The following is a 25,227-nucleotide window of genomic DNA, read 5'->3' as shown; positions in this document are numbered from 1 at the left end:
GTCCCAGGGTTGACAAATTTTTGCCGGATTGCGCGCCCACCTCCTGCGGGCCTTGAAATTTTGACGTGGCGGCGTTGAAATCAGCGGCCTATAGACGACGACAAGAAACGGCAAAAGCAGAGCCGGCCATCGATGCCGGCCCACGGGGATGTGATCAATGCGCAGATTTTCCGGATATCTTGCCTGGGCGGCGGCAGTCCCAGCCCTTCTTTGCGGACAGCTTTCGGCGGCCCATGCCGGCTCCACGCCCACCGTACAGGTGGAAAAGCAGCTCGACCGGCTGGCGCCCGAGGAGGAACTCGAGCAGCGCTGCGACATCGAGGCGATGAACCGCATCGACAAGGACAACGCCAAGTTCGACCCCGACAAGGTGATCGCCTACGCCTTCGGTCCGACCCAGGTCAACGGCACCACCATCAAGGCCAAGGGTGCCGTCTTCCGCTCGCACGAACACTGGTACCGGCTGAGCTACACCTGTGAGACGGGGGCGAAGCGGCTCACCGTCGAGAAGTTCGACTACAAGATCGGCTCCGAAGTGCCCCGCGATCAGTGGGATTCGCACTATCTCTACGATTGACGTCGGGCAGGGCTAAGTGTGGGGTCTTCTTGGTTAGACTAGGGCTCTGCTATTAAGCCTCGGGTAAGGCAAATTCCTTGCCACGGGCTCGATAAGCCATTGTGGCTAGGCGTTCGGTTTCATCCCATCCCGAAGTGGAGCAGGTGTCGGGAGTGATACAGACTGTTGCTACGCCCACATGCCGTTGCCTTATCGCGATGAGTCATCATTTGACCAGGCAAGCTCACCTAGCGACTGAATATGTACAGGCGCTCGATCCGGGAATTTAACCACCAGATCGAGTTCTCCCCCCATGGCTTCCACATAGCTGCGGAGCGTCGAGAGCAAGATGTCGGATCGCTTTTCGATGCGCGAAACGTTATCCTGGGTAACGCCTAAAATGTCGGCCAGCCGGGCTTGCGTCATGTCGCGCGCTTTGCGCAACTCCTGCAGCGTCTTGTATTCGCCAATCAGCTGTTCTGTGCGTGCTTTCGCCTTTTCAAGCTGAGCGGCGCTGAGGTGTCTCCTGAAAACGTCATCGGCAGGGCGGGACATCACAAACTTCCTTTCATTTCATTCAGGTGATCCTGGAAACGCTTGTCAGCCTTCTGCAGCAATTGTTTGTAGAAGCGCTTCTCGCTTGTTCCTGATTTATCTCCGCCAACCAGCAGAATGGCGTTGCGGTCAGGATCGAACGCAAAAGCAACTCGCCACACGCCATCATTTGCCTTGAAACGCAGTTCCTTCATGTTGGCGTGTTTTGACCCTTTGAGCGTATCTGCATGCGGGCGGCCAAGCTGCGGACCGAATTCCTTGAGCAAGCCGACCATAGCCGCCAACTCGATCTTCGTGTCATCGGACCAGCCGGCAAACTCGTCCTCGAATTCGTCGTGAAAATCGACACGCCAGATCATTCCGAAAATATGCACCTTAGCGCATATGATTTCAAGTGCATATTTGCGCGTCAATTAGGGTAGGCGAGGGCCGGCGGCAATGCCGTGCCGACCCCGGTCGCGTCAGTCGAAGGTGACCGCCTTCAGCTTGTCGATGCCGAGTGCCTGCAGCGCCAGGCGTTCGTAGAACGGTTCGGCCTTGCCGAGACGGATCTTGTAGAGGAAGTATTTCTCGAAGCCGATCTTGGCGGCGTGCACCCATTTGCCCTGCGACGACCAGTTGACGTTGCGCGGCGGGATTTGCGGCTGCGCCACGAAGGCGATGCCCCCGTCGCCGAAATCGGCAAGGCAGACGGCGTTCCACGTCCCTTGCGCATTCGGCTCCTCGCCGGCGACCAGCCGGGCGATGTTCTTCGCCGTCGCCGTCACCATGGATTCGATCATGAAGCCGGTCTTCGGCACGCCGACGGGAACCGCCGTCTTGCCGGTCGGCGGGATGGCCACGCACACGCCGATCGAGAAGACGTTCCTGAAGGTCGGGTTCTGCTGGTGCTTGTCGGCAAGGATGAAGCCGCGCGGATTGGTGAGCCCCTCGATGCCGCGGACCGCCTCGACGCCGCGAAAGGCCGGCAGCATCATCGAGAATTCGTGCGGCAGTTCGTGCACGGCCTTCTGGCTGCCGTCGTCGTTGAGTTCCTCCACGGTCATCACGCCGGCCTCCACCTTCTGCACCTTGGCATTGGTGATCCACTTGATGTGCCGGTTGCGCAGGGCGCTTTCCAGAAGCCCCTTGGTGTCGCCGACACCGTCGAGACCGAGATGGCCGATATAGGGCTCCGACGTGACGAAGGTCATGGGCACGCGGTCGCGCACCTTGGCGTCGCGCAGTGCCTTTTCCAGGATAAAGGCGAACTCGTAGGCCGGGCCGAAGCAGGATGCGCCCTGTACCGCGCCGATGATCACCGGTCCGGGCTTCTTCACCAGCGCGTCGAACGCGTCCTTCGCGCCGAGCGCATGATCGACCTGGCAGATGGATTGCGTGTGCCCGTCGGGGCCGAGGCCGGGGATCTCGTCGAAGGCGAGTTCCGGGCCGGTGGCGATCACCAGATAGTCGTAGGAAAGCGACGAGCCGTCATTCAGCTCGATGCGGTTTTCGTCTGGATGCAGCCGCTTGGCGCCTTCCGGGCGAAGGGCGATCTCCCGCTTGGCAAAGGCCGGCACGAGGTCCACTTCGACCGATTGCCGATCGCGCCAGCCGACCGCCACCCAGGGGTTTGACGGCACGAAGGAATAGGTCGAACCCTTGTTGACCACGGTGATCTGATGCGTCTTGCCCAGCACGTCCCTCAGCTCGTAAGCCATGATCGTGCCGCCCAGACCGGCTCCCAACACTACGACATGCGCCATTTCTGTCTCCTCCGCGAATAGCCACACGACGCCGGATCATCCGGCGCTCCTCAATACATATAAATAATCATATTTATGAATATAACAAGCCTGCCCGCCTGATCCGTTGACCGTTGTACAAGCGGCCCGCAGTGACGGCTTTCGAGATCATCATGGGACCAGGCGGGGCCGCTGTTCTTGATCTTGATCAATGCGGCGACCATGGCGAAGGGCAAAGCTTTGCCTATATCTTAAACAGCAGCCCAATTCAGGGAGGTGAGCCATGTACAAGACAATCATCGTTCCGGTCGACGTCGGAGCCCTCGACAAGGGAGAGCGCATCCTCACGAAGGCCTCGACACTGCTTGACGACGGCGGCGAGATCATTCTGGTCAATGTGGTCGAGGAGGTGCCCGGCTATCTGGCGATCGACCTGCCGACTGACCTCATCGAGAAGGCCGGCAAGGAGGCGATGGACCGTCTGACGGGCCTGAAACAGAAGACCGGCGTCAATGCCCGGACCTTCATTCGCCGGGGTCCGGCCGCGCGCGAAATCATAGCGCTTGCAAATGAACACAATGCCGATCTTATCATAGTCGCATCGCACAAGCCCGATCTGTCCAACTATCTGATCGGAGCGACGGCCGACCGCGTTGTCCGGCATTCGAAATGCTCGGTTCTGGTCGACCGCTAACGGGAGGAATCGAAATCCGATGACCATCAGTGACAAGTACGAACCGATCCTGCGAGCGCGCCGCGAGGAAATCAACGCGCGACTGCAGAAGATCGACATCGATCTCGGCAAGCAGCGCCCCGCCGACAGCGAGGAACGGGCGACCGAGAGCGAGAACGACGAGGTGCTGGAGGAATTCGGCAGCACGGGTCAGGCGGAGCTGAAGGCGATCGACGCGGCGCTGTCGCGCATCTCCGCCGGCACCTTCGGAACCTGCGTGAAATGCGGCGATCCGATTTCGCCCGAGCGCCTTGAGGCGGTTCCCTATACGCCGTTCTGCAAGACCTGCGCAGCGGCGCTCTGAGGCAAGCATCGGCCGCCCCGCCAGCGGGACGGCTTCACAATGTCGCGCAGGCCGTCTCTTTTTTTGATCGCCGCGCCCTTGCATGTGTCAGGCCGCGATGTCACCTTCAACGGGACATCGCGAGGACTGTGCATGGCCGAATTCAAGGGTATTCCTTGGCCTTATGACAAGATGGAGATCATTGCGGACGCCATCGTCCACGGCGTCGGCATTGTGCTGGCGCTGGTGGGCGCAACGGCGTTGATTTTCTACGCCACGGTCTGGGCCAGTGGCAGCGATCTCGCCGCGGCCTGGATCTACGGCATCGGCCTGGTGCTGACACTCTCCGTCTCGTTCACCTACAATATCTGGCCGGTCTCGCGCACCAAGTGGATCCTGCGCCGCTTCGACCATTCCTCGATCTTCATCCTGATCGCCGCCACCTACACGCCGTTCCTGCAGCGCGGCGCCAGCGACCCCTACATCTTCTCCGTGCTGATCGGCATGTGGATCTTCGCCATTGGCGGCATCGTGCTCAAATGCGCCTTTCCCGGCCGCTTCGATCGCCTCGCGATCGCGCTCTATCTCGGCATGGGCTGGGCCGGCGTCATGGTCGCGGGACCGATCGCCAACCACATCCCCTTCGCCTCGCTGCTCTTGATCGTCATCGGCGGTATCATCTATTCGCTCGGCGTGATCTTCCACGTCTGGGAAAAGCTGCGCTTCCAGAATGCCATTTGGCACGGCTTCGTGGTCACGGCGGCAGCGGTGCATTACTCGGCCGTGGTTGCCTGTCTTTCGGTGCAGCCGATAGTGTGATCCTGTCCGGCCCCGAGCCCATCTGATTCCCGGAGCGAACGCCTTGAGCGAGCCTTTGACCATTCGAGACGCCGTCGAGGCGGATCTTGCCGCCATTCGCGACATCTACAATCACGCCGTCGAGCATACCACCGCGATCTGGAACGAGGTGATCGTCGACCTCGACAACCGCAAGGCATGGTTCGACGCCCGCATGAAGCAGGGTTATCCAGTCCTGGCGGCCGAGCGCGCGGGCAGGGTGGTCGGCTACGCCTCCTATGGCGACTGGCGCGCCTTCGACGGCTACCGCCACACGGTCGAGCATTCGGTCTATGTCGACAAGGACGCCCGCGGCGGCGGCATCGGCCAGGCGCTGATGGTGGCGCTGATCAATCGCGCCACGGCACAGGGCAAGCATGTGATGATCGCCGCCATCGAGGCGGAAAACCGCGCCTCCATCTGCCTGCACGAGAAGCTGGGCTTCCGCGGCGTCGGGCGGTTTACCGAAGTCGGCCAGAAATTCGGCCGCTGGCTCGATCTCTACTGCATGGAAAAGGTTCTTTAGCGCGCCAGTCGTCGCAAGGCTTCAGGGCCTTGGACCGCCGCACTGCGCCTGAGAGGCGCGGCGGCGATGTGGGTGCGGCCGCTGGGGCCAGGCGTTACGATTCGCGGCGTTCCAGCGGAAAGGACGGTGCGTCGTAGAGCATGCGGATCTGCCGGTCGACGAAGCGTGTCTCGTTGACTTCCAGCACCGAGCCGCGCAACTGCGAGCCGGGCATCTCTTCGATGGCGAAGCGCACGGCTTCGGCAGCCGTGTCGAAACGGCGATAGCGCAGGCCGCTGCTGCCACGCATCTTTTTGCCGGCGTAAAGTCCGGCAGCGGTCATGTAGTTGAATTCAGCCACGTTATGGGTCCTGTATAGTTCTTGGTAGGGGTGGAGATCAGGCCGTGCCGGCCTTCGGTCTTGCATTCAGGCGCAGCTGCCGTTCGGTCACGCGCAGTTCGCGTTTCCTCAGCACCTGGCGCTGGCGAAGGGCCTGCAGCTTTTCGGTGTTGGAGCCCTTGTCGGCGACGGGTGGAAGGAAAAGCTCCTCGGCCGCCCGTCGCGGTGTGTACTGTGTCATGTATCTGTCCTTGTGAATTCTTCTGAACGATTGCCCCGGCCCGGGCAAAGCCCCCGCGCATGGCACTGGCCGGCGCGAGGTCCCGAAAATCGGTTTGGGCAATCGGTTGACCCGGCCGCAAATGCGGCCGTGCGTTACGATTTTCCGACCGAACGCGTCATGTTGCTGGTCGCAGCTTTGACCTGCGATCCCTGCTGCGGTTCCGCAGCCTTGACCGCCTTGTCCTTCTTCGGCTTGCGCACTTCGCGATTGCTGCGAACTTGGCCCTTTGCCATGGTCTTCTCCTTTGACGTAGAGCCGCGTTGGTCCGGGCGGCTTGCCCGGTGAAATCTTCTGATGCCGGCGGAAGGCGTATGCCGTCTGATTGGGCGATGTCAGGGGGCGATCGTCGGCAGCGCCTTGGGCGCGACCGGGTAATCCCTGTGGTAGATCGTGACGCCCCGAATGGTCAGGACGGCGGTGATCTTGCGGGCGATGTCCTTGCTCGCTTCCGCGATCGGATCGGCGGCGCAATGGACGGCCCGGCGCAGGCCGGCATGCTGGAACGCAGCGCCGCCGGTGCGGCCGGAAAACAGACGGGTCTTTACCATAACAGGCCTCCTGCCGACATGTAGACAATTGCGGCGATGCTCAGAAACGCGACAAGCATGCCCGTGGTACGGGCATAAAGGATGTCATGGAAATGCTGAGAGACGGAAGACATGCTGTCCTCCTGTATTTGGGGCGAAGGTCGTGACCCCTCAGTCGGAGGCGCCCGTTTCAAGTGCCGCCGATGACAGATCATGCACTTAAATTATGGTCTTAACAAGCCCTGACCGGTCTGCCATCGGCGCGTCGGCCCATAAAAGCGGACGCTTATGGCCTGACGGCAAGCCAGATGACATGCCGCGCCCCGCCGCGCTTGGCGTTGGCGCGGACATTGACGGCGGAGGCCGAAAAGCCGCCCTGCTGCAGGCGGCGGGTAAAGGCCGCGTCCGGTCCCGACGACCAGACCGCCAGCACGCCGCCGGGCCTCAGGCCCGCGCGCGCTGCATTCAGCCCGCCGTGATCGTAGAGCCGGTCGTTCGACGTCCGCGTCAGCCCGTCGGGCCCATTGTCGACATCGAGCAGGATGGCATCGAAACCGTCGGCGGAGCGGCGGATCAGTTCGCCGACGTCGCCTTCGTGGATGCTGACGCGCGGATCGTCGAGGCAGCCGTCAAACACCTCCGCCATCGGCCCTCGGGCCCAGGCGACGACGGCCGGCACCAGCTCGGCAACGGTCACCTCGGCGTCGTCGGGGAGGACGGCCAGCGCCGCGCGCAGCGTGAAACCCATGCCGAGCCCGCCGATCAGGATCTTCGCCTTTTGCCGGCCCTTGATCTTCTCCCAGGAGAGCGTCGCCAGCGCCTCTTCCGAGCCGCTCAGCCGGCTGTTCATCAGCTCGTTGGCGCCGAGCATGATCGAGAATTCGCGGCCGCGCTGCTTTAAACGCAATTCGCCGCCGTCACCGGGTATCTTCGCCTGATCGAGCTGAATCCAGGGCAGCATGGCCGAACCTCGCATTGAAAAACGGGTGCGCCCGGCGAGGGCGCAAAAAGGACGGCCGGCGTGGTCTCGCGGCAGCCGCCTGACGTCAATCAGCAGCCCGACCCCGTTCTAAATTTAACGGCGGTCGCGTCCCGACGCGGCTTGTGACAGAGCCAAACGCATTCGTCCAGTTCTTTGGTGGCGTCAGGCAACGTCGGTTATCCTCAGCCGGGACGATTCGTCGACCGTCAGGCTGATGCAGCCACGGTTCCGGCGGGCCACGCGAACCGGCAGTTGCTTTTGGGCCAGCCTCCTTTCGAGAAGGATCAGGCGCGCTTCCAGATTGTCCTTGTCGGCGGGCAGCAACAGCGATTGCTGGCGCCTGACGTCCCGGTTGAAGAACTCCGTCGTGCCGTTCTCGGCATAGGCGCAGAGGAAGTGGCGAAGCAGGCGGCCGGCCACGCCGCGTATGACATATTCATCGTTGACGAACAGCGCGCCGTCGAGCCGGTGACAGCGCACATGCAGCTGTCGGCGGCTCCTGCGCGGCCTGTCGGCATGGAGCGCGCTTTCAAGCCATCGCCGCACGCGGCCAAGCGGCAGAGTGCTCCAAAGGTCATTTTCATTCAGCGTCATGATTGGCACCTCGTTGCGCAATTTTTCCCGTCTGGCTTCCGGAGTGGTGGTTGCGATCCGCGTCGGTGCTCTCGCAACCACCACAGTTCCCGTCAGTGTCTCCGTCAGTCGATCGGTGGTCCGACGAATTCGATGCCGTTGCGATTGCACAGCATGGCGAGTTTCTGCTGGTCCTCCGTCGTCATTGGCACCTGGGGTGGCATGCCCGGATGCTTCGCCGGCACGGAGAATGCGCGCACCATGGCTTCGAAGTTTCCGTTGGTGACCGTCAGGAAGCGCGCCCGCGGGGACAGCACCTTGAGGGCGTGTCGTTTGCCGCCGGGGACATGCAGGGACTGGCCGGCGACATGTTCGACGATGTCGCCCTCCATCATGAACCGGACCTTGCCTTCCAGCATGTAGAAGGTTTCGTCTTCGGTGTGGTGGACGTGTGGCGGTACGAAGAATCCGCCGAGCATGTCGTGCTCGATGATCGAGACGCCGGCGGCACTCTCGGACTGGGCGAGCAGGATTTTCAGATATGCGTTCATGAACCAACGGCCGTTCTCGGACATGGTGATAACCTTTGCTGATGGCGCCCGCGCAAGGCGGAACGCGCTGATGTGATTGGGGAAAGTCCGGCTTGCTGCGGTCCGGTCCGCTTCCTCCGATGCCGGCCGTCATCGTTGGAATGTGTATTTTCTAGTCAAATTCGCCGCCGATGATAAGATCGATTATCGCGCATCACTGTTTGGATAAATGAACATGAAGACACTCGATCCCTTTGCCGGCATTGCCGCCTTCCTCAACGTCGCGCAAAGTCTCAGCTTCTCGCAGGCGGCAGAGGAGCTCGACATGTCCAGGGCGACCGTCAGCGCGCAGATCCAGGCTCTGGAGAAGCGGCTCGGCACCCGCCTGCTTCAGCGCACCACCCGCGCGGTCACGTTGACAGAGGCCGGCACGGCCTATCGCGATGCATTGCAGGGTGTCCTGCCGCAGATCCGCGAAGCCGAACGCGCCGCCGGTTCCTTTCAGCACGAAGCAGTCGGTCGCATGCGCATATCGGCAGCGCCGGATCTGGGGCCGGATCACATCGCTCCGGCCATCGCCGAATTCCTGAAGCTCAATCCCGGCCTGTCGATCGACCTCGACCTGTCGCTCGATGTCGTCAACCTGATCGAAGGCAATTTCGATCTCGCCATCCGTGGGACGGTGTCGGTGGAGCCCAACATAATCACCCGCCAGATCGGCGCTTCACCGATGATCGCCTGCGCGTCGCCGGCCTATCTGGAACGCTTCGGCGCGCCGGAAAGACCCGACGATCTGATCCGGCACGCCTGTCTGAATTTCTCGAGATTGCGCTGGGGCAGGGTCTGGCAGTTCCATAAGGGTGAGGCAAGTCTGCGCGTGCCGCTGCTGCCGAAGATGGAGTGCAATGACAGCCGCAGCCTCGTCGTCGCGGCCGTTGCCGGCGCCGGCATCATGCTGGCCCCGGCCTTTGTCGTCGGCCCGCAAATCCGCTCGGGCAGGCTTGTCCCCGTCCTGCAGGACTGGTCGGTGGCGACGATACCGATCCATGCGGTCTATCCCGCCAACCGCCACATCGCCATGAAGGTGAAAAGCTTCGTGTCCTTCCTCGTGGAACATCTTGCCGGTCATCCGGACCTCAACTGAAATTCCCTGCCCAGCCGCGTAAAGTCCGAAACAAATGCCTCAACAATTCAGGTCGTCGGCGCATCATGGCGCCGGCAGGGTCTCAAGCAAACAGCTGCAGCGCCACGCCGCCTGATGCGGCGACAAGCACGACAAGCCATGGCGGGGCTTTCCAGGCGATCAGCAGGACGAAACAGGTCAGCGCCAGCGCGAAGTCGCTCATGTTGCCGATGGCGCTGGTAAACACCGGCGAATAGAGCGCGGCCGCCAGGATGCCGACGACGGCGGCGTTCGCCCCGCGCATCAGCGATTGCACTTGTCCCATCCTCCGGAAGCGATCCCAGAACGGCAGGATGCCGACAAGAATGAGAAAGCCTGGCAGGAATATGCCGGCCAGAGCCAGCAGAGCGCCGGCAATTCCGTTGGGTTCCGGTTGCAGCGCGGCGCCGAGATAGGCGGCAAAGGTGAAGAGGGGGCCGGGCACCGCCTGCGCGGCGCCGTAGCCGGCAACGAATGCGTCAGGCGAAACCCAACCGGGTTGCACGACCTCGCTCTGGAGCAATGGCAAAACGACATGCCCGCCGCCAAACACCAAAGCGCCGGCGCGGAAGAAACCGCCAAAGATGTCGAGCGCCTGCCACTGGCCGGCAAGGAGTGGTGTCAGGATCAGGAGGGCAAAGAAGGTCGCGAGCGCCACAAGCGCCGTCAGCCGCGTGACCGGCATGTGCACGGGTGTGCCGCTCGACGAAACCGCGCCGAAGCGGAGGAAAAGGCCCGCTGCAGCACCGACAAGAATGGCGCCCAGCATCCCGTACATGCCGGGAATGAAGGCCATCATTGCAACCGCAACGACGGCGAGCGTTGCCCTTTCCCTGTCCGGGCAGAGCGATCTTGCCATGCCCCAGACCGCCTGCGCCACGATGGCGACAGCGACAATCTTCAGCCCGTGCAATGCGCCGACCCCGACCGGTCCCTTGAGGGTAGACGCGGTTCCGGCAAATATGAGCAGCAGCAGGGCGGATGGTGTCGTGAAAGCAAGAAAGGCCGCCAGCGCCCCGAGCCAGCCGGCACGCATCATGCCGAGCGCAAAACCGACCTGGCTGGAGGCGGGGCCGGGCAGGAACTGGCACAGCGCCACCAGATCGGCATAGGCGCTTTCGCTCAGCCATCGGCGGCGCACCACCAGCTCATCGCGAAAATAGCCGAGATGCGCGATCGGCCCGCCAAAGCTGGTCAGGCCCAGCTTCAGGAATGTCAGGAAAACCTCTCCCGCCGTGCCAAGTGTCGGACGCCTCTCGATTTCTTCCGACAAAAAATCCATCCGCCCCCGCTGTCCAGCCCCTGCGCCGGCTGCCAGTAAAAATGATGCCGGCGTCTTTCGACGCCGGCATCGCTCTCAGTCTATTTCGCGCTCTCGGGCTCAAACGTCATCGAATGGCCGTTGATGCAGTAGCGCAGGCCGGTCGGCGGCGGGCCGTCGGGGAAGACGTGGCCGAGATGGCCGTTGCAGGTCGCGCAACGGATTTCGGTGCGCACCATGCCGTGCGATGTGTCGCGCAGCTCGATCACCGCATCCTCGCTCACCGGCTCGAAATAGCTCGGCCAGCCGCAGCCGGAATCGAACTTCGTGTCGGAGTAGAACAGCGGCTCGTTGCAGCCGGCGCAGCGGTAGAGGCCGTTCTCGTGGCTGTTCCAGAACGGGCCGGTGAACGCCCGTTCGGTGCCGGCCTCGCGCAGGATGCGGTACTGCTCCGGCGACAGCTCCTCGCGCCATTCCGTGTCGCTCTTGGTGATCTTGGGGCGCACCGTTTCAGACATGCTCGCTCTCCTGTTGTTGGCGTGGACGGGCCCGGCGTGGACATCTTGGTTGATTGTGGCCTTGAAGTTGTTCCGCTTGTGGAACCGGTATTGGCCTTTGATATTCCGTCCCGGACGCTAGAAATAATGTCCGGCCAGCTCACGGGCAAGCGCCGCGCTCTACACATTCATGCGATTGTTATTTGATGGACAGAACTTGGCTTCGACTGCCTGTGACTTATAACCGCAAGGGTTGTTGCTGATGGCGGGAACGCCGCTTCAAAGTCTTCGCCTTCGTCGGGTTCCGCCTCTACAACCGTTGAAGCCTGTCATCTTTTTGACGTGCGCCTCTTGAGACGGGGGTTTGTTTATCTTAAGTGGGTTCGGGGTCCCGGCCATAAGCCGCCTTGCGAATGACAAGAAGAAGGAGACGGCATGAACGCCGGTGCCGATGCGCTGACATTTGTGGTCTTGTGCCTGCCGTTTATCGGCGCCCTTGCTGCCCCCATCCTCACGCGTCTGCTTGCCGAAAAGGCGGCCTGGCTTCTGGCCATCGCCCCGGCGCTGGCCTTCTGGCACTTTTTCTCGATGCTCGACATCGTCTCGACCGGCGGCACGGTGACCGGCGGCTATGACTGGATTTCGAGCTACGGCATCCGCTTTTCCTGGATGATCGACGGCCTCTCGGCCACCTTCGCGCTGCTGATCACCGGCATCGGCACGCTGATCGTTCTCTATTCCGGCGGCTACATGAAGGGCCATCCCCAGCAGGGCCGGTTCTTCTCCTTCATTCTCCTGTTCATGGGCGCGATGCTCGGCCTCGTCGTCTCCGACAGCCTGCTGACGCTGTTCGTCTACTGGGAGCTGACCTCGATCACCTCCTTCCTGCTGATCGGCTTCGACCACACCCGCGAAGCCTCGCGCCGGGCGGCGCTGCAGGCGCTGGTCGTCACCGGCGGCGGCGGGCTGATGCTGCTCGCGGGCCTTCTGCTGATCTGGAACCTGACGGGTGCGACGCAATTGTCGGACGTTTTGGCGAGCCACGATCTCCTGCGCCAGAGCCCGCTCTATCTCGCCGTCTTCGTCCTCATTCTCGGCGGCGCATTCACCAAGTCGGCGCAGGTGCCGTTCCACTTCTGGCTGCCGAACGCGATGGAGGCGCCGACCCCGGTCTCCGCCTACCTGCATTCCGCCACCATGGTGAAGGCCGGCGTCTACCTGCTGATGCGCCTCAATCCGGTGCTCGGCGACACGGCGCTGTGGGAAACGGTACTGCCGCTCTTCGGCGGCGCGACGCTGATCGTCGGCACGCTGCTTGCCGTCCGCCAGATGGACCTGAAGCTGATGCTCGCCTATACCACCGTCTCCTCGCTCGGCCTCTTGGTCATGCTGACCGGTTTCGGCACGGAAAAGGCGATCGAGGCGGCGGTTCTCTATCTTCTCGCCCATTCCATGTTCAAGGGCTGCCTGTTCATGGTTGCCGGCGTCGTCGATCACGAGGCCGGAACGCGTGACATCACCAAACTCTCCGGTCTCGCCAAGGCCATGCCGGTCACCTTTGCCGCAGCACTTGCCGCCGCCTTTTCCATGGGCGGTCTGCCGCCCTTCGTCGGCTTCCTCGCCAAGGAAGAGATCTATGCCGGCATCGCCGCCGGCGATCCCTGGTCGATCTTCATCACCGTCGTCGCCATCATCGGCAACGCGCTGATGTTCGCGATCGCCTTCGCCGTCGCGCTCAAACCCTTCCTCGGCCCGAAGGTGGAAACGCCCAAGCACGCGCATGAAGGCCCGATCCTGCTGATTGCCGGCCCGGTCGTGCTGGCAACGGCGGGTCTTCTCGCCGCCGTCTTCTCCGGTGCATTCCACCACGCCATCTCGTCGCCCATGGCCTCGGCCGTCGCCGGCGAACCCGTCGACATCTACGTCTCGCTGATCCCGCATGTCGGCCTGCCGCTGGCGCTCTCCGGCATCACCATCGCGCTCGCTGTCGCCATCTATCTCGCCTATGATCGCGCCCGCGCCGGCCTGGAGGCGATGTTCACGGCCCTCGGCAATGGCCCCGACAAGTGGTTCGACGGCTTCATTTCCGGCCTCGCCGCCTTCGCCTTCCGCGTCACGCGCATCATCCAGTCCGGCCGTCTCGACATCTACATGACGGTGACCTTCATCGCCGTCGCCATCGTTTTGCTGGTGCCGCCCTTCGTCTTCGGCGAACTGCCTTCCTTCCCGCTGCTGCCGGAAGACGTGATGTTCCACGAATGGGCGATCATCTTCATCGCCATCGTCGGTCTCTTTGCCGTGCTTGGCGCCAAGAACCGCCTGACGGCCATCGTCTCGCTCGGCATCCAGGGCTTCGCCGTCGCCGTCATCTTCCTGCTGTTCGGCGCGCCGGACCTCTCCTTCACCCAGTTCATGGTCGAAACGCTGTCGGTTGTCATCCTCGCGCTGGTCATGACAAGGCTTCGCCTGTCGCCGAGCGATCATCGCCCGACGCGCGAGAAAATCATCGACGGCTCGATAGCGGCCGCCTGCGGCCTCGGCTTCGGCATGCTGCTCCTGAAGGCGACGGAGATCCCGTTCGATGCGTCGCTGACGCGCTTCTTCAACGAGTTCTCCAAGACCGTGGCGCACGGCAAGAACGTCGTGAACGTCATCATCGTCGACTTCCGCGGCACGGATACGCTGGGTGAAATCGCCGTGGTGATGATCACCGGTCTCGCCATCCTGGCGCTGATCCGCATCCGCGTGGCCGGACGCCGGCCGATTGCCGACAACACGCCCGACAAGCCGGCGGAGGCCGCACGTCCATGAACACCGTCATCTTCCGCACCGCCGCGCCGTTCCTGACCAGCCTCATGCTCTTGTTCTCGGTTTTCGTGCTGCTGCGCGGCCACAACGAGCCGGGGGGCGGCTTCATCGGCGGCCTGATCGCCGCATCCGCGCTGGCGATCTACGGTATTGCCTGCGGTGTCGCGACGGTGCGCCGGGCCATCCGTTTCCATCCGATGACCATTGCCGCCGCCGGTCTGCTGCTGGCCTGCTGCGCCGGCCTCCTGTCGCTGTTCCCCGACGTGCCCTTCATGACGGCGCTCTGGATCTACCCGTCGATCTTCGGCGTCGAGGTGCCGCTGTCGACCGTGATGGCATTCGATACCGGAGTCTACCTCGTCGTCGTCGGATCGATCACCTCGATCGCGCTGGCGCTCGAAGAAAGGGATAGTGACTGATGGAAGCGCTGTTTTCGGTTCTCGTCGGCCTGTTCTTCGCCACTGCCATCTATCTGATGCTGTCGAAGCGCATCGTCCGCGTCATGCTCGGCATCGCCATCCTCGGCAATGCGGTCAACCTGCTCCTGTTCACCGCGGGCCGGCTGACGCGCGAGGTGCCGCCGATCATTTCCGACACGATGGACACGCTGCCCTCGACCACCGCAAATCCGTTGCCGCAGGCGCTGATCCTGACGGCGATCGTGATCTCCTTTTCCTTCTTCGCCTTCCTGATGGTGCTGACCTATCGCGCCTTCCAGGATCTCGGAACCGACGATACCGACAACATGCGCGTCGCCGAACCCGAACATCCCGAACCGCCGCCGGCCGGATACTGAAGGGAACGCTGAAACCTCATGGCCGCAACGTCACACACACCGACCGTGGATCTCTCGCTAGCCTGGGTTATGGAGCCGGTGCCGGTCGCCCATTGGCTCGTCATCCTGCCGGTTGTACTCTGCATCGCGCTCGGCGCTATTCTCCTGATGATGCGCGGCCGCATGCACCTGCAGCCGTTCATCGCCGTTCCGGGCTTTGCCGTCGTCGTCGTGATGGACACGCTGTTGCTGGCCCAGGTGGTCGCCAATGGTCCGGTCACCATGGTCATGGGCCGCTGGCTGCCGCCCTTCGGCATTGCCTTTACCGTCGATGTGTTCGGTGCGCTGATGGCGCTTACAGCCGCCATCGTCGCGCTCTGCGGCGCCGTCTTCGCGCTGCACGACATCAATGACAGCGGCCGGCGCTACGGCTTCTATCCGTTTTTGATGCTGCTGCTGGCCGGCGTCACCGGCGCCTTCCTGACGGGCGACATCTTCAACCTCTATGTCTGGTTCGAAGTGTTGCTGATCTCGTCCTTCGGCCTGCTGATCCTCGGCTCCGAGCGCGAGCAGATCGACGGGGCGATGAAGTATGCGGTCCTGAACCTGATCGGCACGACGCTGTTCCTGATCGCCGTCGGCTATCTCTATTCGATCTTCGGCACGCTCAACATGGCCGACATCGCCCAGAAGGCGAGGGCGGGCATCGACGGCGCACCGCTTCTGACGCTTTCGGCGCTGTTCATCCTCGCCTTCGGCATGAAGGCGGCGGCCTTCCCGGTCAATTTCTGGCTGCCGGCCTCCTATCACACGCCGCGCATCGTGGTGTCGGCGCTGTTTGCCGGCCTGCTGACCAAGGTCGGCGTCTACGCGCTGATCCGCGTCATGGTCATGCTGCTGCCGGTGGGGCTTGCGGGCCTTTCCGGCGTTCTCGCCGTCTCCGCCGGCCTGACCATGGTGCTCGGCGCGCTCGGCGCCATGGCCCAGAGCGATCTTCGCCGCATGTTCGGCTATCTGGTCATCTCCGGCATCGGCTCCATGATGGCCGGTGTGGCGATCGGCACGCCGGCGGGCCTCTCCGGCGCCATCGTCTATGCGCTGCATTCAATCGTTCTGATGACGGCACTCTATCTGATGGCGGGCGCCGCCGCGCGCATCGGCGGCGGTTTCAAGATGACGGAACTCGGCGGCATCTACGCGACCAATCCATGGTTTGCCGGTCTGTCGCTGGCATTGCTCTTTGCCGCATCAGGTCTGCCGCCGTTCTCCGGCCTGTGGCCGAAGATCATGCTGGTCGAAGCGTCGATGAAGATCGGTTCGTGGTGGCTTGCCGCGGCCATTCTGGTCAGCGGCTTCCTGACCACCATCGCGCTCGGACGCATGTTCCTGATCGCCTACTGGCGCCCGGCCGCAACGAGCGAGGAGGAGGCGCCGCCCGTCTCGCTGCCCGCCGGCATGTGGCTGCCGATGATCGCGCTGTTCGCACTGGTCGTCTTCTTTGGCGTCTTCCCGGACGGGCTCATCCGCCTGGCGCAGATCGCCGCCGACGGGGTCTTGAACCCGCAGGCCTATCTCAACTCGGTCTTCCCGGCTGGAGGTGCGTAAGATGCGTCTGTTCGTCATCAATCTCATCCTGGCGCTGATCTGGGTTTCGGTTACCGGCGATGCGTCGCTGCTCAATCTCGGCTTCGGCTTCGTCCTCGCCCTGCTGGCGCTTGGCGTCGTGCGCGAGCAGATCGGTGGTGCCGGCTACTTCATGCGCGCCCGCAATGTGCTTGCCCTGGTGCTTCTCTTCCTGAAGGAACTCGCGCTGTCCGCCTGGGATGTGGCGTGGCTTGTCCTGCGCCGCGACATGAACCTGAAGCCCGGCATCTTCGCCTTTCCATTGACCGTCGACCGTGATTTCGAGATCGTCCTGCTCGCCAACATGATCACGCTGACGCCGGGCACGCTCTCCGTCGATGTCTCGGAAGACCGCAAGACGCTCTACGTCCACGCGGTCGACTGCTCGGATCCGGAAGGCACCGTCCGCTCGATCGCCGACGGATTCGAACGCAAGATCATGGAGGCATTCCGGTGATCACGCCCGAAAACATCATTTATGTCAGCACCGAGATCGCCCTTGTCCTGCTGGCTTTGTCCTTCCTCATCACCGTATACAGGGTGATCCGCGGTCCGACCCTGCCGGACCGGGTGGTGGCGCTCGACATGCTTGTGGCAACCGCCATGGGTTTCATCTGCGTGATCGCCATCAAGACCGGCTTCACGCTCTACATCGACATCGCCATTTCGCTCGGCCTCGTCGGCTTCCTGGCGACTGTCGCGTTTGCCCGCTTCATCCTGTCGCGCAACAGCATGGTGGAAAGCGAGAGCGAGGATGATCACCCCGACGCACCGGTTGCCGTGCGCAAGGAGGAGGGCTGAACCATGGACCTGATCTTTGCGATCGTCATTTCGCTCATCATCTTCGCCGGCGTCTTCTTCACGCTGACCGCTTCCATCGGCATCATCCGCCTTCCGGACATCTATACCCGCATGCATGCGGCTTCGAAGACCGGCACGGTCGGCTCCGGCCTGATGTTCCTGGCCGTCGGCCTGCACTCGGGCGACATCGCCACCTTCGAGCGGGCGCTGGCCGGATTTGTCTTCTTCATCCTGACGGCGCCGATCTCGGCACATCTGCTCGCCAAGGCTGCGCACAAGGCGGGTTACCCGCTTCACAGCGTCTCGGTACGCGACGATCTTGAGAAAGATGACGCGCATTAATCGATTACAGAGCCTTTCTTTAGCCAGAAGTGATTAATACACCCGAAAGTATTCGACGCCTTTGGCAGAAAATGATGATTGAAAATTACAAGAAATAATAATTGGCGACCTTGAAGAATAGTGATATTTGACTTTCGCGGATCGTCAGTATCGATATCCCGTACCGCTGAATTTTCACACGTCTAGAAGCACATGTCATGTTGCTGATTGAGGTAATCTGACCTGGTCTTGGTGGAAATTCAGATGAAAAAATGGGCAATCGCTGCTGTATCGGGCGTCGGAATGTCATAACGAAGCTTGGGGTGGGCATCGTTATATTAGAGATAGGTCATCTATCCCATCCGGCGTTCGGTGTCTGTGTTATTGATTCGTCGTCCTTTCCCACGAAAAGGCGGCGGATTGGGCGAGATATTGAACAGGAGATAGTCAATAATGACGGAGCTTGCTTTGGAGAGCAACCAGGATTTGTTAGTGGAATTGACGGCAGATATTGTCGCCGCTTATGTCGGTAATCACGTTGTTCCAGTCAGTGAACTGCCTGGTCTGATTGCAGATGTTCACAACGCATTGCATAATACGTCCACCCCCGCTCCTGCGGCCGCCGCGGCCGAGAAGCAGAAGCCTGCCGTTTCCGTGCGCAAGTCTGTTCAGGACGACCAGATCACTTGCCTGGAATGTGGCGGTACCTTCAAGTCGCTTAAGCGCCACCTGATGACCCATCATGACCTGACGCCGGAAGATTATCGCGAAAAGTGGGAACTTCCCGCCGATTATCCGATGGTGGCTCCGGCCTACGCGGAAGCTCGCTCCCGCCTGGCCAAGGAAATGGGCCTCGGCCAGCGTCGCAAGCGCGGCAAGTAATATGTGTATCGCCTCTCGATGAGAGGTGATTGGAGCAAAACCCGGCCCCTGTGGCCGGGTTTTCTGTTTGAGCGCCAGGATTGCCGGGGAGCAGATGCTAGCCGCTGCTGTTTCGATCCGTCCGTCCGGAGAGCCATTGCGTCTTTGTGACGAGGAAATAAATCCCATAAATTGTCATCGGAATCGCTGTTTCTCCAGCAAAAACAAGGCATGGTTGCAGACGGGATGTTTCATGCATCCCCGCATTTGCCATAGGGTGTATGAATAAATTCCTATTCGCAAAGGAGTTGTTTCATGCTGCCGATAGTCCCACATGCCACCAGTCAGGCGAAAGAACCGCCTCCGACCTCCCGCCGCCGGTCGTTCCCCGTCAAGGGTCCCGGTCGTCCAGTGATCCTGCCGCTGTCGCGCGAAAGGGCGCTCTGCCGTGTGGTTCGCAACATCACGGCCGAACTCGTCCTGCTGACCGGCGAGCGCATTCTGGTGCGCCGCGAACGCCGGCGCACCGCCTGCCATATTCGCCAGATCGCCATGTATGTCTGCCATGTCTCGCTGAGCCTGCCGATGAGCGAGATCGGCATCGCCTTCGGGCGCGACCGCACCACGGTCTCGCATGCCTGCGCCAAGGTCGAGGACCGGCGCGACGACAGGGCCTTCGATGAGTTCGTCGCGACCGTTGAGCGCATTGCGCTGTCGATTGCAGCGGTGACGGCGGGAGGCGGCGATGATTGAGATGGCAGGCAACTGGACGCCGCGGCGCAGGACCCGGACCCTCAGGCTCCTCGAGTTTATCGGCGCCGCCGGCGCGTCGGTAAATGACGGGGCGGCCGTCAACCCCGACATGCTGTCCTTGTCCGCCGGCGGGGCAGGCGGCACGCGCGCCTTTCCCGCGGATCTGGTCGGCGCGCTCATCTCCGAGGGCGTCGTCCGTCGCAACGGCGACAGTCTGACGCTGCGGCCGGAGGCGGCTTCGCTTCTGGTCCGGCTGCGTGCTGCCAACGGGCAAGGTCCGGAGGGCGATGCCTTCGCTGTCCAGCACCGCGACCTCGACCAGACATCGGTGGAGATGGAGGGGTTTCGCCAGACCGTCACGGTCAATCGCAGCGAATCTCCGCTGGCGTCCCTGCTGCGGCTGAAGGGACGGGACGGCAATCTGTTTCTGCCGCAAGAGGCTGTCGCCGCCGGCGAGAGGCTGGCCGCCGACTTCGCCCGCGCCGGTTTGCAACCGCGCGTCACCGCCTCATGGGAGCCGCGTCTGCAGAGCCGGGGCAGGGGACAGCCGGGCGGCATGGCCGATCTTGCGGTTAGCGCCATCGAGGCGCGCCGCCGGGTGAACCGGGCACTGGACGCACTCGGGCCGGACCTTGCCGGGATAGCGCTTGATGTCTGCTGCTTCTGCAAGGGGCTTGAAGCCGTCGAACGCGAGCGGCAATGGCCGGCCCGCTCTGCAAAGCTGATGCTGAGAACCGCGCTTATGGCGCTCGCGCGGCACTATCAGCCGCCGGCAGCGACCACCCGCCGCGACATCCGGCATTGGGGTGCGGACGGCTATCGGCCGGACATCGGGGAAAGGTGACGGCCGTCACACATCGCAAGCAATGAATCTTCATCATCTGATTGCAAATCCGAAGGCTGTCCCCATTTATTCTTTGCTCTCGGGCAGATTAACCACAGATCTTATCAGAAGTTGAATTTCTCGTGATGGTCGCACTAATGTCGAAATGCGTAGCGGGAATTTCATTTTTTAGCGTATGTGGGGACAGTGCATGAATAGTAATGAACATATACTGCCGCAGTTGTTTCTGCGGTCGTGGCCATTTCCCTATGGCGTGGGGCGGCTGACGATCAAATTCTTTTCCGGCCTGAAGTTCAGGCACCAGCGGGCAACGGTCATGACGAGGGATGGGTTCCCGATCGATGTCATGCCCAACGAACATGTGGGGCGGGTTCTCTATCTCACGGGTCAGTTCGACCAGGGCGTCTTCGATGTCCTGTTCCAGCACAGCCGGCCCGGCGATACCCTGCTCGATATCGGTGCCAATATCGGCTACATGAGCGCCTGCTTCCTGGCCAATGTCGAAGGCTCGAATGTCATCGCCGTCGAGCCGCAGGCGGGCGTTCTCGATCTGCTGCGCGCCAATCTTGGGCGCTTTCCCGGCCGTGCCGAGATCGCGCCTGTGGCCCTGTCCGCAGAGAGCGGCCGCGGCCTTCTTGAGATCAACAACGATAACAGGGGCGCAAGCAGGCTTGTCAGCCATGGCGACGGCGAGACGCAGGACGTGGAACTGTGGTCGCCCGAGCAACTGATCGAGGCCCTCAAGCCGACGAAGATCGACATCGTCAAGATCGATGTGGAAGGCCACGAGGAAACGGTCTTTCAGGCCTCGCGCTCAATCCTTGCCAAGTTCCGGCCACGCATCATCGTGTTCGAGGATCATGGTGACAAGGCGGCGCCGGACGCCGTCATCGGCAGCCTGTTGAGATCGCTTGGCTACCGGGTCCATGGGATCAAGAAAAGGCTGACAAGGCTGGAATATCCCGAAATCAAGTCTGCCAGGGACTGCGTGCACCGCGATTATATCGCAATCCTGAACGGATAGCCCGAACCAACGGAGTTACCTTATGCCGCGATCCGCAACGCTGCTTCGTTGCGGATCCGCTGGACCATGGAGCGCAACCCGTTCGCTCGCTGCGCCGAAAGGTGCTCGACGAGACCGATTTCCTTGAAGGTGTCGAGCGCGTCGAGCCTGGCGATCTCGGAGGCGTGCTTGCCGGAATAGAGCGCCAGCACGATGGCGACGAGGCCGCGCACGATATGGGCGTCGGAATCGCCTGCGAAGGTCAGCACCGGATCGGCCGTGTCGTCGGCCGGGTTGACGACCAGCCAGACCTGGCTCGCGCAGCCCTGCACCTTGTTCTCGGCTGTCTTCTGGCTGTCGGGCAGATCGGGGAGCGCCTTGCCGAGTTCGATCACGTAGCGATAGCGGTCTTCCCAGTCTTCGAGGAAAGCGAAATCGTCGATGATCTGATCGAGTGAGGTCATGTCGGGCCGTCGTCTTTGCTGTCTGGTGTCTCCCGCATATAGGCCAAACAGGCCGATAAATGAACCATCGGCGGGAAAAAAGAAAACGCCATGGCGGATGGGCTCCCCATGGCGCTGGCAACAGATTGCCGAGGTGGTGTGACAGGCAGTCACGGAAGGATGAAGGCGGTCGCGCCGCCTTCGGAAAATGTCAGCGCTGCGGCTTGGGAATGGGGTGCGGCACGACCGTGCCGGTGATGATGGCGCCGACCGGATCGTTCTCGTCGGTGGCGGTCGTTACGTCTTCGAGCCCGGCGGTTTCGGTCTTGGCGCTGTCCTTGTTGTCCAGATAGGTGTCGAGCATCTCGTAGGCGACCTTGGCGCCTTCGCGCGCCCTGACGCTCAGCGCTGCAAATGTCCTGGCGCCCTTTTCGCAGACGTCCGGCTGCTCCGAGCAGATCGCGCCCATGTAGCGGATCGCGCCGCTCGCCGCCGTGAAGGCGTTTGCGAATTCAACTCTGGTCTCGCCCTTGGCCATTTCCTCGCCGGGATCGGTGGCGAAGAATGATAACGCCACAAGGACGATCGAGAACCAGAACGCTCCTTTGATCAGAAACCACATGATGCCCATCCTGTTTTGTCGTCCGGTCTGTCGCCGGTTCAACCTGACCATTTACCGGTCTTGTTGGGCACTATAGGGGCGAGAAGCGAATCACCCTTTGCAGAATTTGCTCACATTTGCCGCGAATTTTGCTCAAATGCCGCTTTTTCAAATTTTCCGAAACATTGATTAGAATTTGAACGACCGGTGTTAATCATATGGGCAGCGGCGCGCCTGAAAACACTGGACAAGTGTGTGGGCAAGCCTGCCACAAATGTTAACGCGAAACGAAAAATCAAGCCAAATCCGTCGCTTACCCCTCGTTAACCACGAATTGCAAAGCACCGTTGAATCGTCCCAAATCGGGATTTTTATGGTTTGGCCGGCCCTTCCGGAGGCCCCCTTTTATACTTTCCTTAAGCCGCCGCCCTGTACATTTGCCCCATAAGAAAGAAGCGTCTCACAGGGCTCGTTTAAGTGCTGGTATTGCGTAACATTGCTGATCGGGCCGTTGGCCTCGCCGACCGGATGGCCACTGCGTGGCTCGCCGGTTCGAATGCGGGCCAGGAAGCCGAGACTGCCGAGGTCGCCGTGCTTCGCCGGCTGATCCTGGTCTCGTCCACGGCCCTGCTTGCCGTGCCCGCCGGCCTCTCTCTCGTCACCAGCCCCGCCGTCGCCTTGCCTGCCGGTGTCGCCGCCGTTGCCGCCGGCTTCCTGTTTTCCGCCGTTGGCGCCGTTGCCCTGTCGCGTCTCAGTGCACGCGAGGAGCGGCCGGCTGTCGCCAAGGCTGCTGAACCTGTTGACGAGGCGAGCCTGTTTGCCGCCTATCCCGGCTTTCTCATTCTCTTCGATCTGCAAGGCCATGTTGCAGCCGTCGGCGGCCGCGGCGCCGAGGGCCATGGCGAGCAGGCCGCCCGCTATCCCGGCCGCGGCTTCGTCGAGCACATTCACGTTTCCGATCGCATCCATTTCCTGAAGGCCATCGACGTCCTGCGCCAGGGCACGCGCCAGAGCATCGCCGTCGATCTGCGGCTCGAGCGTCGCGGTCTCGGCGACGGCCAGTTCTCGCATGTCCGCCTCGAACTCAGCGCCGGCGCCATCAAGGATGGCCGTCCGGCCCGCATCCTCGGCGCGCTGACGGATGTGTCGGCCGAGAAGGACATGGCTGTCGAGCTGCAGGCCAAGAGCGAAGAGGCCGCATCGGCGCATGAGGCGAAGTCGCGCTTCCTGGCCGCCGTCAGCCACGAACTGCGCACACCGCTCAATGCCATTCTCGGCTTCTCCGACATTCTCGCCGGCGAATATTTCGGCCGCTTCGAAAACGAGCGCCAGCGCGAATATGTGCAGCTGATCCGCCAGTCGGGCGGTCACCTCCTGTCGGTCGTCAACACCATGCTCGACATGAGCAAGATCGAGGCCGGTCATTACGAACTGATGCTCGAGCCCTTCGCGCCGGGCCGCGCGGTCAAGACCTGCGAGGAAATGCTCGGCCTTCAGGCGAAGGAGAAGGGCGTCTCGCTGACGAGCCGCGTCCAGCGCGACATCGGCGAACTGGTCGCCGACCAGCGCGCGCTCAAGCAGATCCTGATCAACCTCGTCGGCAATGCCATCAAGTTCACCGATGCCGGCGGCGTCATCACCATCGACGCCGTGCGCGAGGGCGACAACTTCAAGATGACGGTCAGCGACACGGGCATCGGCATTGCCGCCGACAAGATCGCCCTGCTCGGACGGCCGTTTACACAGATCCAGAACGATTACACCCGCCAGTACGAAGGCACCGGCCTTGGCATCTCGCTGGTGAAGGGACTTGTCGCGCTGCATGGCGGCGAGTTCCTGATCGATAGCACGCCTGGCGAAGGCACGGTGATTTCGATCGTTCTGCCGGCGGACGGCAGCGGCGCGGCACGCGCGGCGGCCGAGGGCGACGGGCGCATGGTGGAGTTTCCGCCGCGCCTGAAGACCAGCGATACGCCGGCAGACAGCCAATGCAAGGAAGAGATCAATGGCCGCTCGCAAGCGAAAACCGCCTAAGAAGCAGGGAGCAGGCGCCGTCCTGCTTCGCCTTGCCGTTCGGGGCGGGGGCCGCACGGCTGCGGTCATCGGCCGGCACCCGTCGCTGTTCGGCGGCACGTTGGCCTTCGCCGTCATTTTCGGCTTCGTCGCCGCCAATGCGCTCTGGTACCAGCCGAACGAACATCCGGCCCCGATCCTGAGGACCCGCACGGACAAGAACCCGAACGGCATTGCCGGTCTGGTGCGCAAGCCGAACGAACTGCCGGAAAACAATGTCACTACGTTCAGGATCGAGCGCGAAACCGGAAGCGACCTCGACAGCACACAGACCGCTGCCGTCCATCCGCTGGAGCGTCCCGCGCCGGACGATGCCGGCGTCACCGCATCCGTGCCGAAGCCGGACGTGCTGGTCGGCGAGATCCAGGGCGAACTCGCCAAGCGTGGCCTCTATGACGGCGCGATCGATGGTCTTGACGGGCCACGCACTTCCGCGGCGATCTCCACCTTCGAGCAGCGGATCGGCCTGAAGCCGACCGGGGAGGCACGCGACGACATTCTCGTGCTCCTGCAATCCGGCATTGGCAAGACCGCCGCCGCAGACCCGAAGCCTGCGCCGACCGCACCCGTCGTCGTGCCGGCCTCGCGGCCCACGCCGGAACTTTCCGACAGAAAGCCGGCGCCTTCGACAAAGACCGTGGTGGCGGCAAAGCCGCAGCCGAAGGTCCCCGTTTCCGATCCGGTTGCCGATGCGATCCGCCAGGCGTCAGCCAAGCCGCCGGCCGCCGCGCCGGTGACCAAGGCATCCGCACCGGCTAACGCGACCGCATCCGACCTGGTGACCAAGATCCAGCGCGGCCTTTCCAACATTGCCTATGCCGACATCAAGGTCGACGGAGTCGCCGGTGGCCAGACGCGCGCGGCGATCCGCCATTTCGAGAAGCATTACCGTCTGCCTGTGACCGGCGAACCCAATGCCGCCGTGCTGAAGAAGCTGCAGCAGATCGGCGCATTGTAAGTATTGCGCGCTGCC

General features: G+C 62.3%; 33 protein-coding genes. 19 read left to right on the top strand and 14 right to left on the bottom strand.

Translation table 11 applies throughout. The annotated features are described in order from the left end of the window. Nucleotides 1-157 precede the first annotated feature (157 nt). Entirely contained in the window at nt 158-577 is a 420-nt protein-coding gene (locus ACU5AY_RS11870; RefSeq protein WP_446826357.1) for a DUF930 domain-containing protein, read from the top strand. A gap of 189 nt (nt 578-766) precedes the next feature. Here ACU5AY_RS11870 and ACU5AY_RS11865 read toward each other — a convergent pair whose 3' ends face one another. From ACU5AY_RS11865 to ACU5AY_RS11855, 3 genes are all read right to left on the bottom strand, one after another. Then, nucleotides 767-1,111 carry a helix-turn-helix domain-containing protein gene (locus ACU5AY_RS11865; RefSeq protein WP_446826356.1) on the bottom strand — a complete coding sequence of 115 codons (345 nt, stop codon included), beginning with the start codon at nt 1,109-1,111 and terminating at the stop codon, nt 767-769. Further along, nucleotides 1,111-1,470: a type II toxin-antitoxin system RelE/ParE family toxin gene (locus ACU5AY_RS11860; protein WP_446826355.1), complete on the bottom strand. Its 360-nt coding sequence runs from the start codon at nt 1,468-1,470 to the stop codon at nt 1,111-1,113. Before ACU5AY_RS11860 ends, ACU5AY_RS11865 begins: the two co-directional genes overlap by 1 nt. Nucleotides 1,471-1,572: 102 nt before the next feature. Beyond that, complete coding sequence (locus tag ACU5AY_RS11855) at nt 1,573-2,856, bottom strand: NAD(P)/FAD-dependent oxidoreductase (protein WP_446826354.1); 1,284 nt, start codon at nt 2,854-2,856, stop codon at nt 1,573-1,575. Nucleotides 2,857-3,118: 262 nt separating this feature from the next. Between ACU5AY_RS11855 and ACU5AY_RS11850 the strand changes: the two genes are divergently transcribed. From ACU5AY_RS11850 to ACU5AY_RS11835, 4 genes are all read left to right on the top strand, one after another. Beyond that, the gene (locus ACU5AY_RS11850; protein WP_446824916.1) at nt 3,119-3,529 is read left to right on the top strand and encodes a universal stress protein; all 411 of its coding nucleotides are present in this window, start codon (nt 3,119-3,121) and stop codon (nt 3,527-3,529) included. Nucleotides 3,530-3,548: 19 nt separating this feature from the next. Next, on the top strand, nt 3,549-3,872 hold the full coding sequence (locus tag ACU5AY_RS11845) for a TraR/DksA family transcriptional regulator (RefSeq protein WP_446824915.1): 324 nt from the start codon (nt 3,549-3,551) through the stop codon (nt 3,870-3,872). A gap of 132 nt (nt 3,873-4,004) precedes the next feature. Continuing rightward, nucleotides 4,005-4,670, top strand: a complete 666-nt coding sequence (trhA, locus tag ACU5AY_RS11840; RefSeq protein ID WP_446824914.1) for a PAQR family membrane homeostasis protein TrhA — start codon at nt 4,005-4,007, stop codon at nt 4,668-4,670. Between the two features lie 43 nt (nt 4,671-4,713). Continuing rightward, the gene (locus ACU5AY_RS11835) at nt 4,714-5,214 is read left to right on the top strand and encodes an N-acetyltransferase family protein (RefSeq protein ID WP_446826353.1); all 501 of its coding nucleotides are present in this window, start codon (nt 4,714-4,716) and stop codon (nt 5,212-5,214) included. 94 nt (nt 5,215-5,308) lie between these two features. Here ACU5AY_RS11835 and ACU5AY_RS11830 read toward each other — a convergent pair whose 3' ends face one another. The 7 genes from ACU5AY_RS11830 to ACU5AY_RS11800 form a co-directional block, all read right to left on the bottom strand. Then, a complete protein-coding gene (locus tag ACU5AY_RS11830; protein ID WP_446824912.1) occupies nt 5,309-5,554 on the bottom strand; it encodes a hypothetical protein in 246 nt (81 codons plus the stop codon). A 37-nt stretch (nt 5,555-5,591) separates the two neighbouring features. Further along, nucleotides 5,592-5,774 (bottom strand): hypothetical protein, encoded by a 183-nt coding sequence (locus tag ACU5AY_RS11825; RefSeq protein ID WP_446824911.1) that lies wholly within the window; start codon nt 5,772-5,774, stop codon nt 5,592-5,594. 134 nt (nt 5,775-5,908) lie between these two features. Further along, nucleotides 5,909-6,049 carry a hypothetical protein gene (locus tag ACU5AY_RS11820; RefSeq protein WP_446826352.1) on the bottom strand — a complete coding sequence of 47 codons (141 nt, stop codon included), beginning with the start codon at nt 6,047-6,049 and terminating at the stop codon, nt 5,909-5,911. A 99-nt stretch (nt 6,050-6,148) separates the two neighbouring features. Further along, nucleotides 6,149-6,364 carry a hypothetical protein gene (locus tag ACU5AY_RS11815; RefSeq protein WP_446826351.1) on the bottom strand — a complete coding sequence of 72 codons (216 nt, stop codon included), beginning with the start codon at nt 6,362-6,364 and terminating at the stop codon, nt 6,149-6,151. Nucleotides 6,365-6,629: 265 nt separating this feature from the next. After that, nucleotides 6,630-7,304: a spermidine synthase gene (locus ACU5AY_RS11810; protein WP_446826350.1), complete on the bottom strand. Its 675-nt coding sequence runs from the start codon at nt 7,302-7,304 to the stop codon at nt 6,630-6,632. Nucleotides 7,305-7,487: 183 nt separating this feature from the next. After that, on the bottom strand, nt 7,488-7,919 hold the full coding sequence (locus tag ACU5AY_RS11805; protein WP_446826349.1) for a hypothetical protein: 432 nt from the start codon (nt 7,917-7,919) through the stop codon (nt 7,488-7,490). Between the two features lie 104 nt (nt 7,920-8,023). Next, nucleotides 8,024-8,449 (bottom strand): cupin domain-containing protein, encoded by a 426-nt coding sequence (locus ACU5AY_RS11800; RefSeq protein ID WP_446826348.1) that lies wholly within the window; start codon nt 8,447-8,449, stop codon nt 8,024-8,026. Between the two features lie 214 nt (nt 8,450-8,663). On the opposite strand from ACU5AY_RS11800, the gene ACU5AY_RS11795 reads away from it, so the two are divergent. Further along, entirely contained in the window at nt 8,664-9,572 is a 909-nt protein-coding gene (locus ACU5AY_RS11795) for a LysR substrate-binding domain-containing protein (RefSeq protein ID WP_446826347.1), read from the top strand. A gap of 82 nt (nt 9,573-9,654) precedes the next feature. Here the strand turns inward: ACU5AY_RS11795 and chrA are convergent, their stop codons facing one another. Continuing rightward, complete coding sequence (gene chrA, locus ACU5AY_RS11790; protein ID WP_446826346.1) at nt 9,655-10,872, bottom strand: chromate efflux transporter; 1,218 nt, start codon at nt 10,870-10,872, stop codon at nt 9,655-9,657. 80 nt (nt 10,873-10,952) lie between these two features. Then, complete coding sequence (msrB, locus tag ACU5AY_RS11785) at nt 10,953-11,369, bottom strand: peptide-methionine (R)-S-oxide reductase MsrB (protein WP_446826345.1); 417 nt, start codon at nt 11,367-11,369, stop codon at nt 10,953-10,955. 414 nt (nt 11,370-11,783) lie between these two features. Here msrB and ACU5AY_RS11780 point away from each other — a divergent pair, with 414 nt between their 5' ends. The 11 genes from ACU5AY_RS11780 to ACU5AY_RS11730 all read left to right on the top strand — a co-directional run bounded on the left by ACU5AY_RS11780 (nt 11,784) and on the right by ACU5AY_RS11730 (nt 21,158). Next, nucleotides 11,784-14,159, top strand: a complete 2,376-nt coding sequence (locus tag ACU5AY_RS11780) for a putative monovalent cation/H+ antiporter subunit A (RefSeq protein WP_446826344.1) — start codon at nt 11,784-11,786, stop codon at nt 14,157-14,159. Further along, nucleotides 14,156-14,575: a Na+/H+ antiporter subunit B gene (locus ACU5AY_RS11775; protein WP_446824901.1), complete on the top strand. Its 420-nt coding sequence runs from the start codon at nt 14,156-14,158 to the stop codon at nt 14,573-14,575. Before ACU5AY_RS11780 ends, ACU5AY_RS11775 begins: the two co-directional genes overlap by 4 nt. Next, on the top strand, nt 14,575-14,952 hold the full coding sequence (locus ACU5AY_RS11770; RefSeq protein WP_446824900.1) for a Na+/H+ antiporter subunit C: 378 nt from the start codon (nt 14,575-14,577) through the stop codon (nt 14,950-14,952). The genes ACU5AY_RS11775 and ACU5AY_RS11770 overlap by 1 nt, the downstream gene beginning before the upstream one ends. Nucleotides 14,953-14,970: 18 nt before the next feature. Further along, nucleotides 14,971-16,536, top strand: a complete 1,566-nt coding sequence (locus ACU5AY_RS11765; RefSeq protein ID WP_446826343.1) for a Na+/H+ antiporter subunit D — start codon at nt 14,971-14,973, stop codon at nt 16,534-16,536. 1 nt (nt 16,537) lies between these two features. Next, nucleotides 16,538-17,011, top strand: a complete 474-nt coding sequence (locus tag ACU5AY_RS11760) for a Na+/H+ antiporter subunit E (RefSeq protein WP_446824898.1) — start codon at nt 16,538-16,540, stop codon at nt 17,009-17,011. After that, entirely contained in the window at nt 17,011-17,355 is a 345-nt protein-coding gene (locus ACU5AY_RS11755; protein ID WP_446825920.1) for a cation:proton antiporter, read from the top strand. The genes ACU5AY_RS11760 and ACU5AY_RS11755 overlap by 1 nt, the downstream gene beginning before the upstream one ends. Before the next feature lie 3 nt (nt 17,356-17,358). After that, nucleotides 17,359-17,697 (top strand): monovalent cation/H(+) antiporter subunit G, encoded by a 339-nt coding sequence (gene mnhG, locus ACU5AY_RS11750; RefSeq protein ID WP_446824897.1) that lies wholly within the window; start codon nt 17,359-17,361, stop codon nt 17,695-17,697. A 432-nt stretch (nt 17,698-18,129) separates the two neighbouring features. After that, nucleotides 18,130-18,558: a MucR family transcriptional regulator gene (locus ACU5AY_RS11745; RefSeq protein WP_446824896.1), complete on the top strand. Its 429-nt coding sequence runs from the start codon at nt 18,130-18,132 to the stop codon at nt 18,556-18,558. A gap of 294 nt (nt 18,559-18,852) precedes the next feature. Further along, a complete protein-coding gene (locus tag ACU5AY_RS11740; RefSeq protein ID WP_446824895.1) occupies nt 18,853-19,290 on the top strand; it encodes a helix-turn-helix domain-containing protein in 438 nt (145 codons plus the stop codon). Next, the gene (locus ACU5AY_RS11735) at nt 19,283-20,134 is read left to right on the top strand and encodes a DUF6456 domain-containing protein (protein WP_446826342.1); all 852 of its coding nucleotides are present in this window, start codon (nt 19,283-19,285) and stop codon (nt 20,132-20,134) included. Before ACU5AY_RS11740 ends, ACU5AY_RS11735 begins: the two co-directional genes overlap by 8 nt. A 190-nt stretch (nt 20,135-20,324) precedes the next feature. Further along, complete coding sequence (locus ACU5AY_RS11730; RefSeq protein ID WP_446826341.1) at nt 20,325-21,158, top strand: FkbM family methyltransferase; 834 nt, start codon at nt 20,325-20,327, stop codon at nt 21,156-21,158. A 20-nt stretch (nt 21,159-21,178) separates the two neighbouring features. Here the strand turns inward: ACU5AY_RS11730 and ACU5AY_RS11725 are convergent, their stop codons facing one another. Further along, nucleotides 21,179-21,601 carry a SufE family protein gene (locus tag ACU5AY_RS11725; RefSeq protein WP_446824892.1) on the bottom strand — a complete coding sequence of 141 codons (423 nt, stop codon included), beginning with the start codon at nt 21,599-21,601 and terminating at the stop codon, nt 21,179-21,181. 190 nt (nt 21,602-21,791) lie between these two features. Then, a complete protein-coding gene (locus ACU5AY_RS11720; RefSeq protein WP_446826340.1) occupies nt 21,792-22,202 on the bottom strand; it encodes a DUF5330 domain-containing protein in 411 nt (136 codons plus the stop codon). A gap of 507 nt (nt 22,203-22,709) precedes the next feature. Here ACU5AY_RS11720 and ACU5AY_RS11715 point away from each other — a divergent pair. Together ACU5AY_RS11715 and ACU5AY_RS11710 are read left to right on the top strand one after the other, a co-directional pair. Beyond that, complete coding sequence (locus ACU5AY_RS11715; RefSeq protein WP_446829004.1) at nt 22,710-24,215, top strand: sensor histidine kinase; 1,506 nt, start codon at nt 22,710-22,712, stop codon at nt 24,213-24,215. Next, on the top strand, nt 24,187-25,212 hold the full coding sequence (locus ACU5AY_RS11710) for a peptidoglycan-binding protein (protein ID WP_446826339.1): 1,026 nt from the start codon (nt 24,187-24,189) through the stop codon (nt 25,210-25,212). The genes ACU5AY_RS11715 and ACU5AY_RS11710 overlap by 29 nt, the downstream gene beginning before the upstream one ends. Nucleotides 25,213-25,227: the final 15 nt, after the last annotated feature.

The sequence above is a fragment of the Rhizobium sp. PAMB 3174 genome (assembly GCF_052908375.1).
This window is presented reverse-complemented; position numbering and strand designations above follow the sequence as displayed.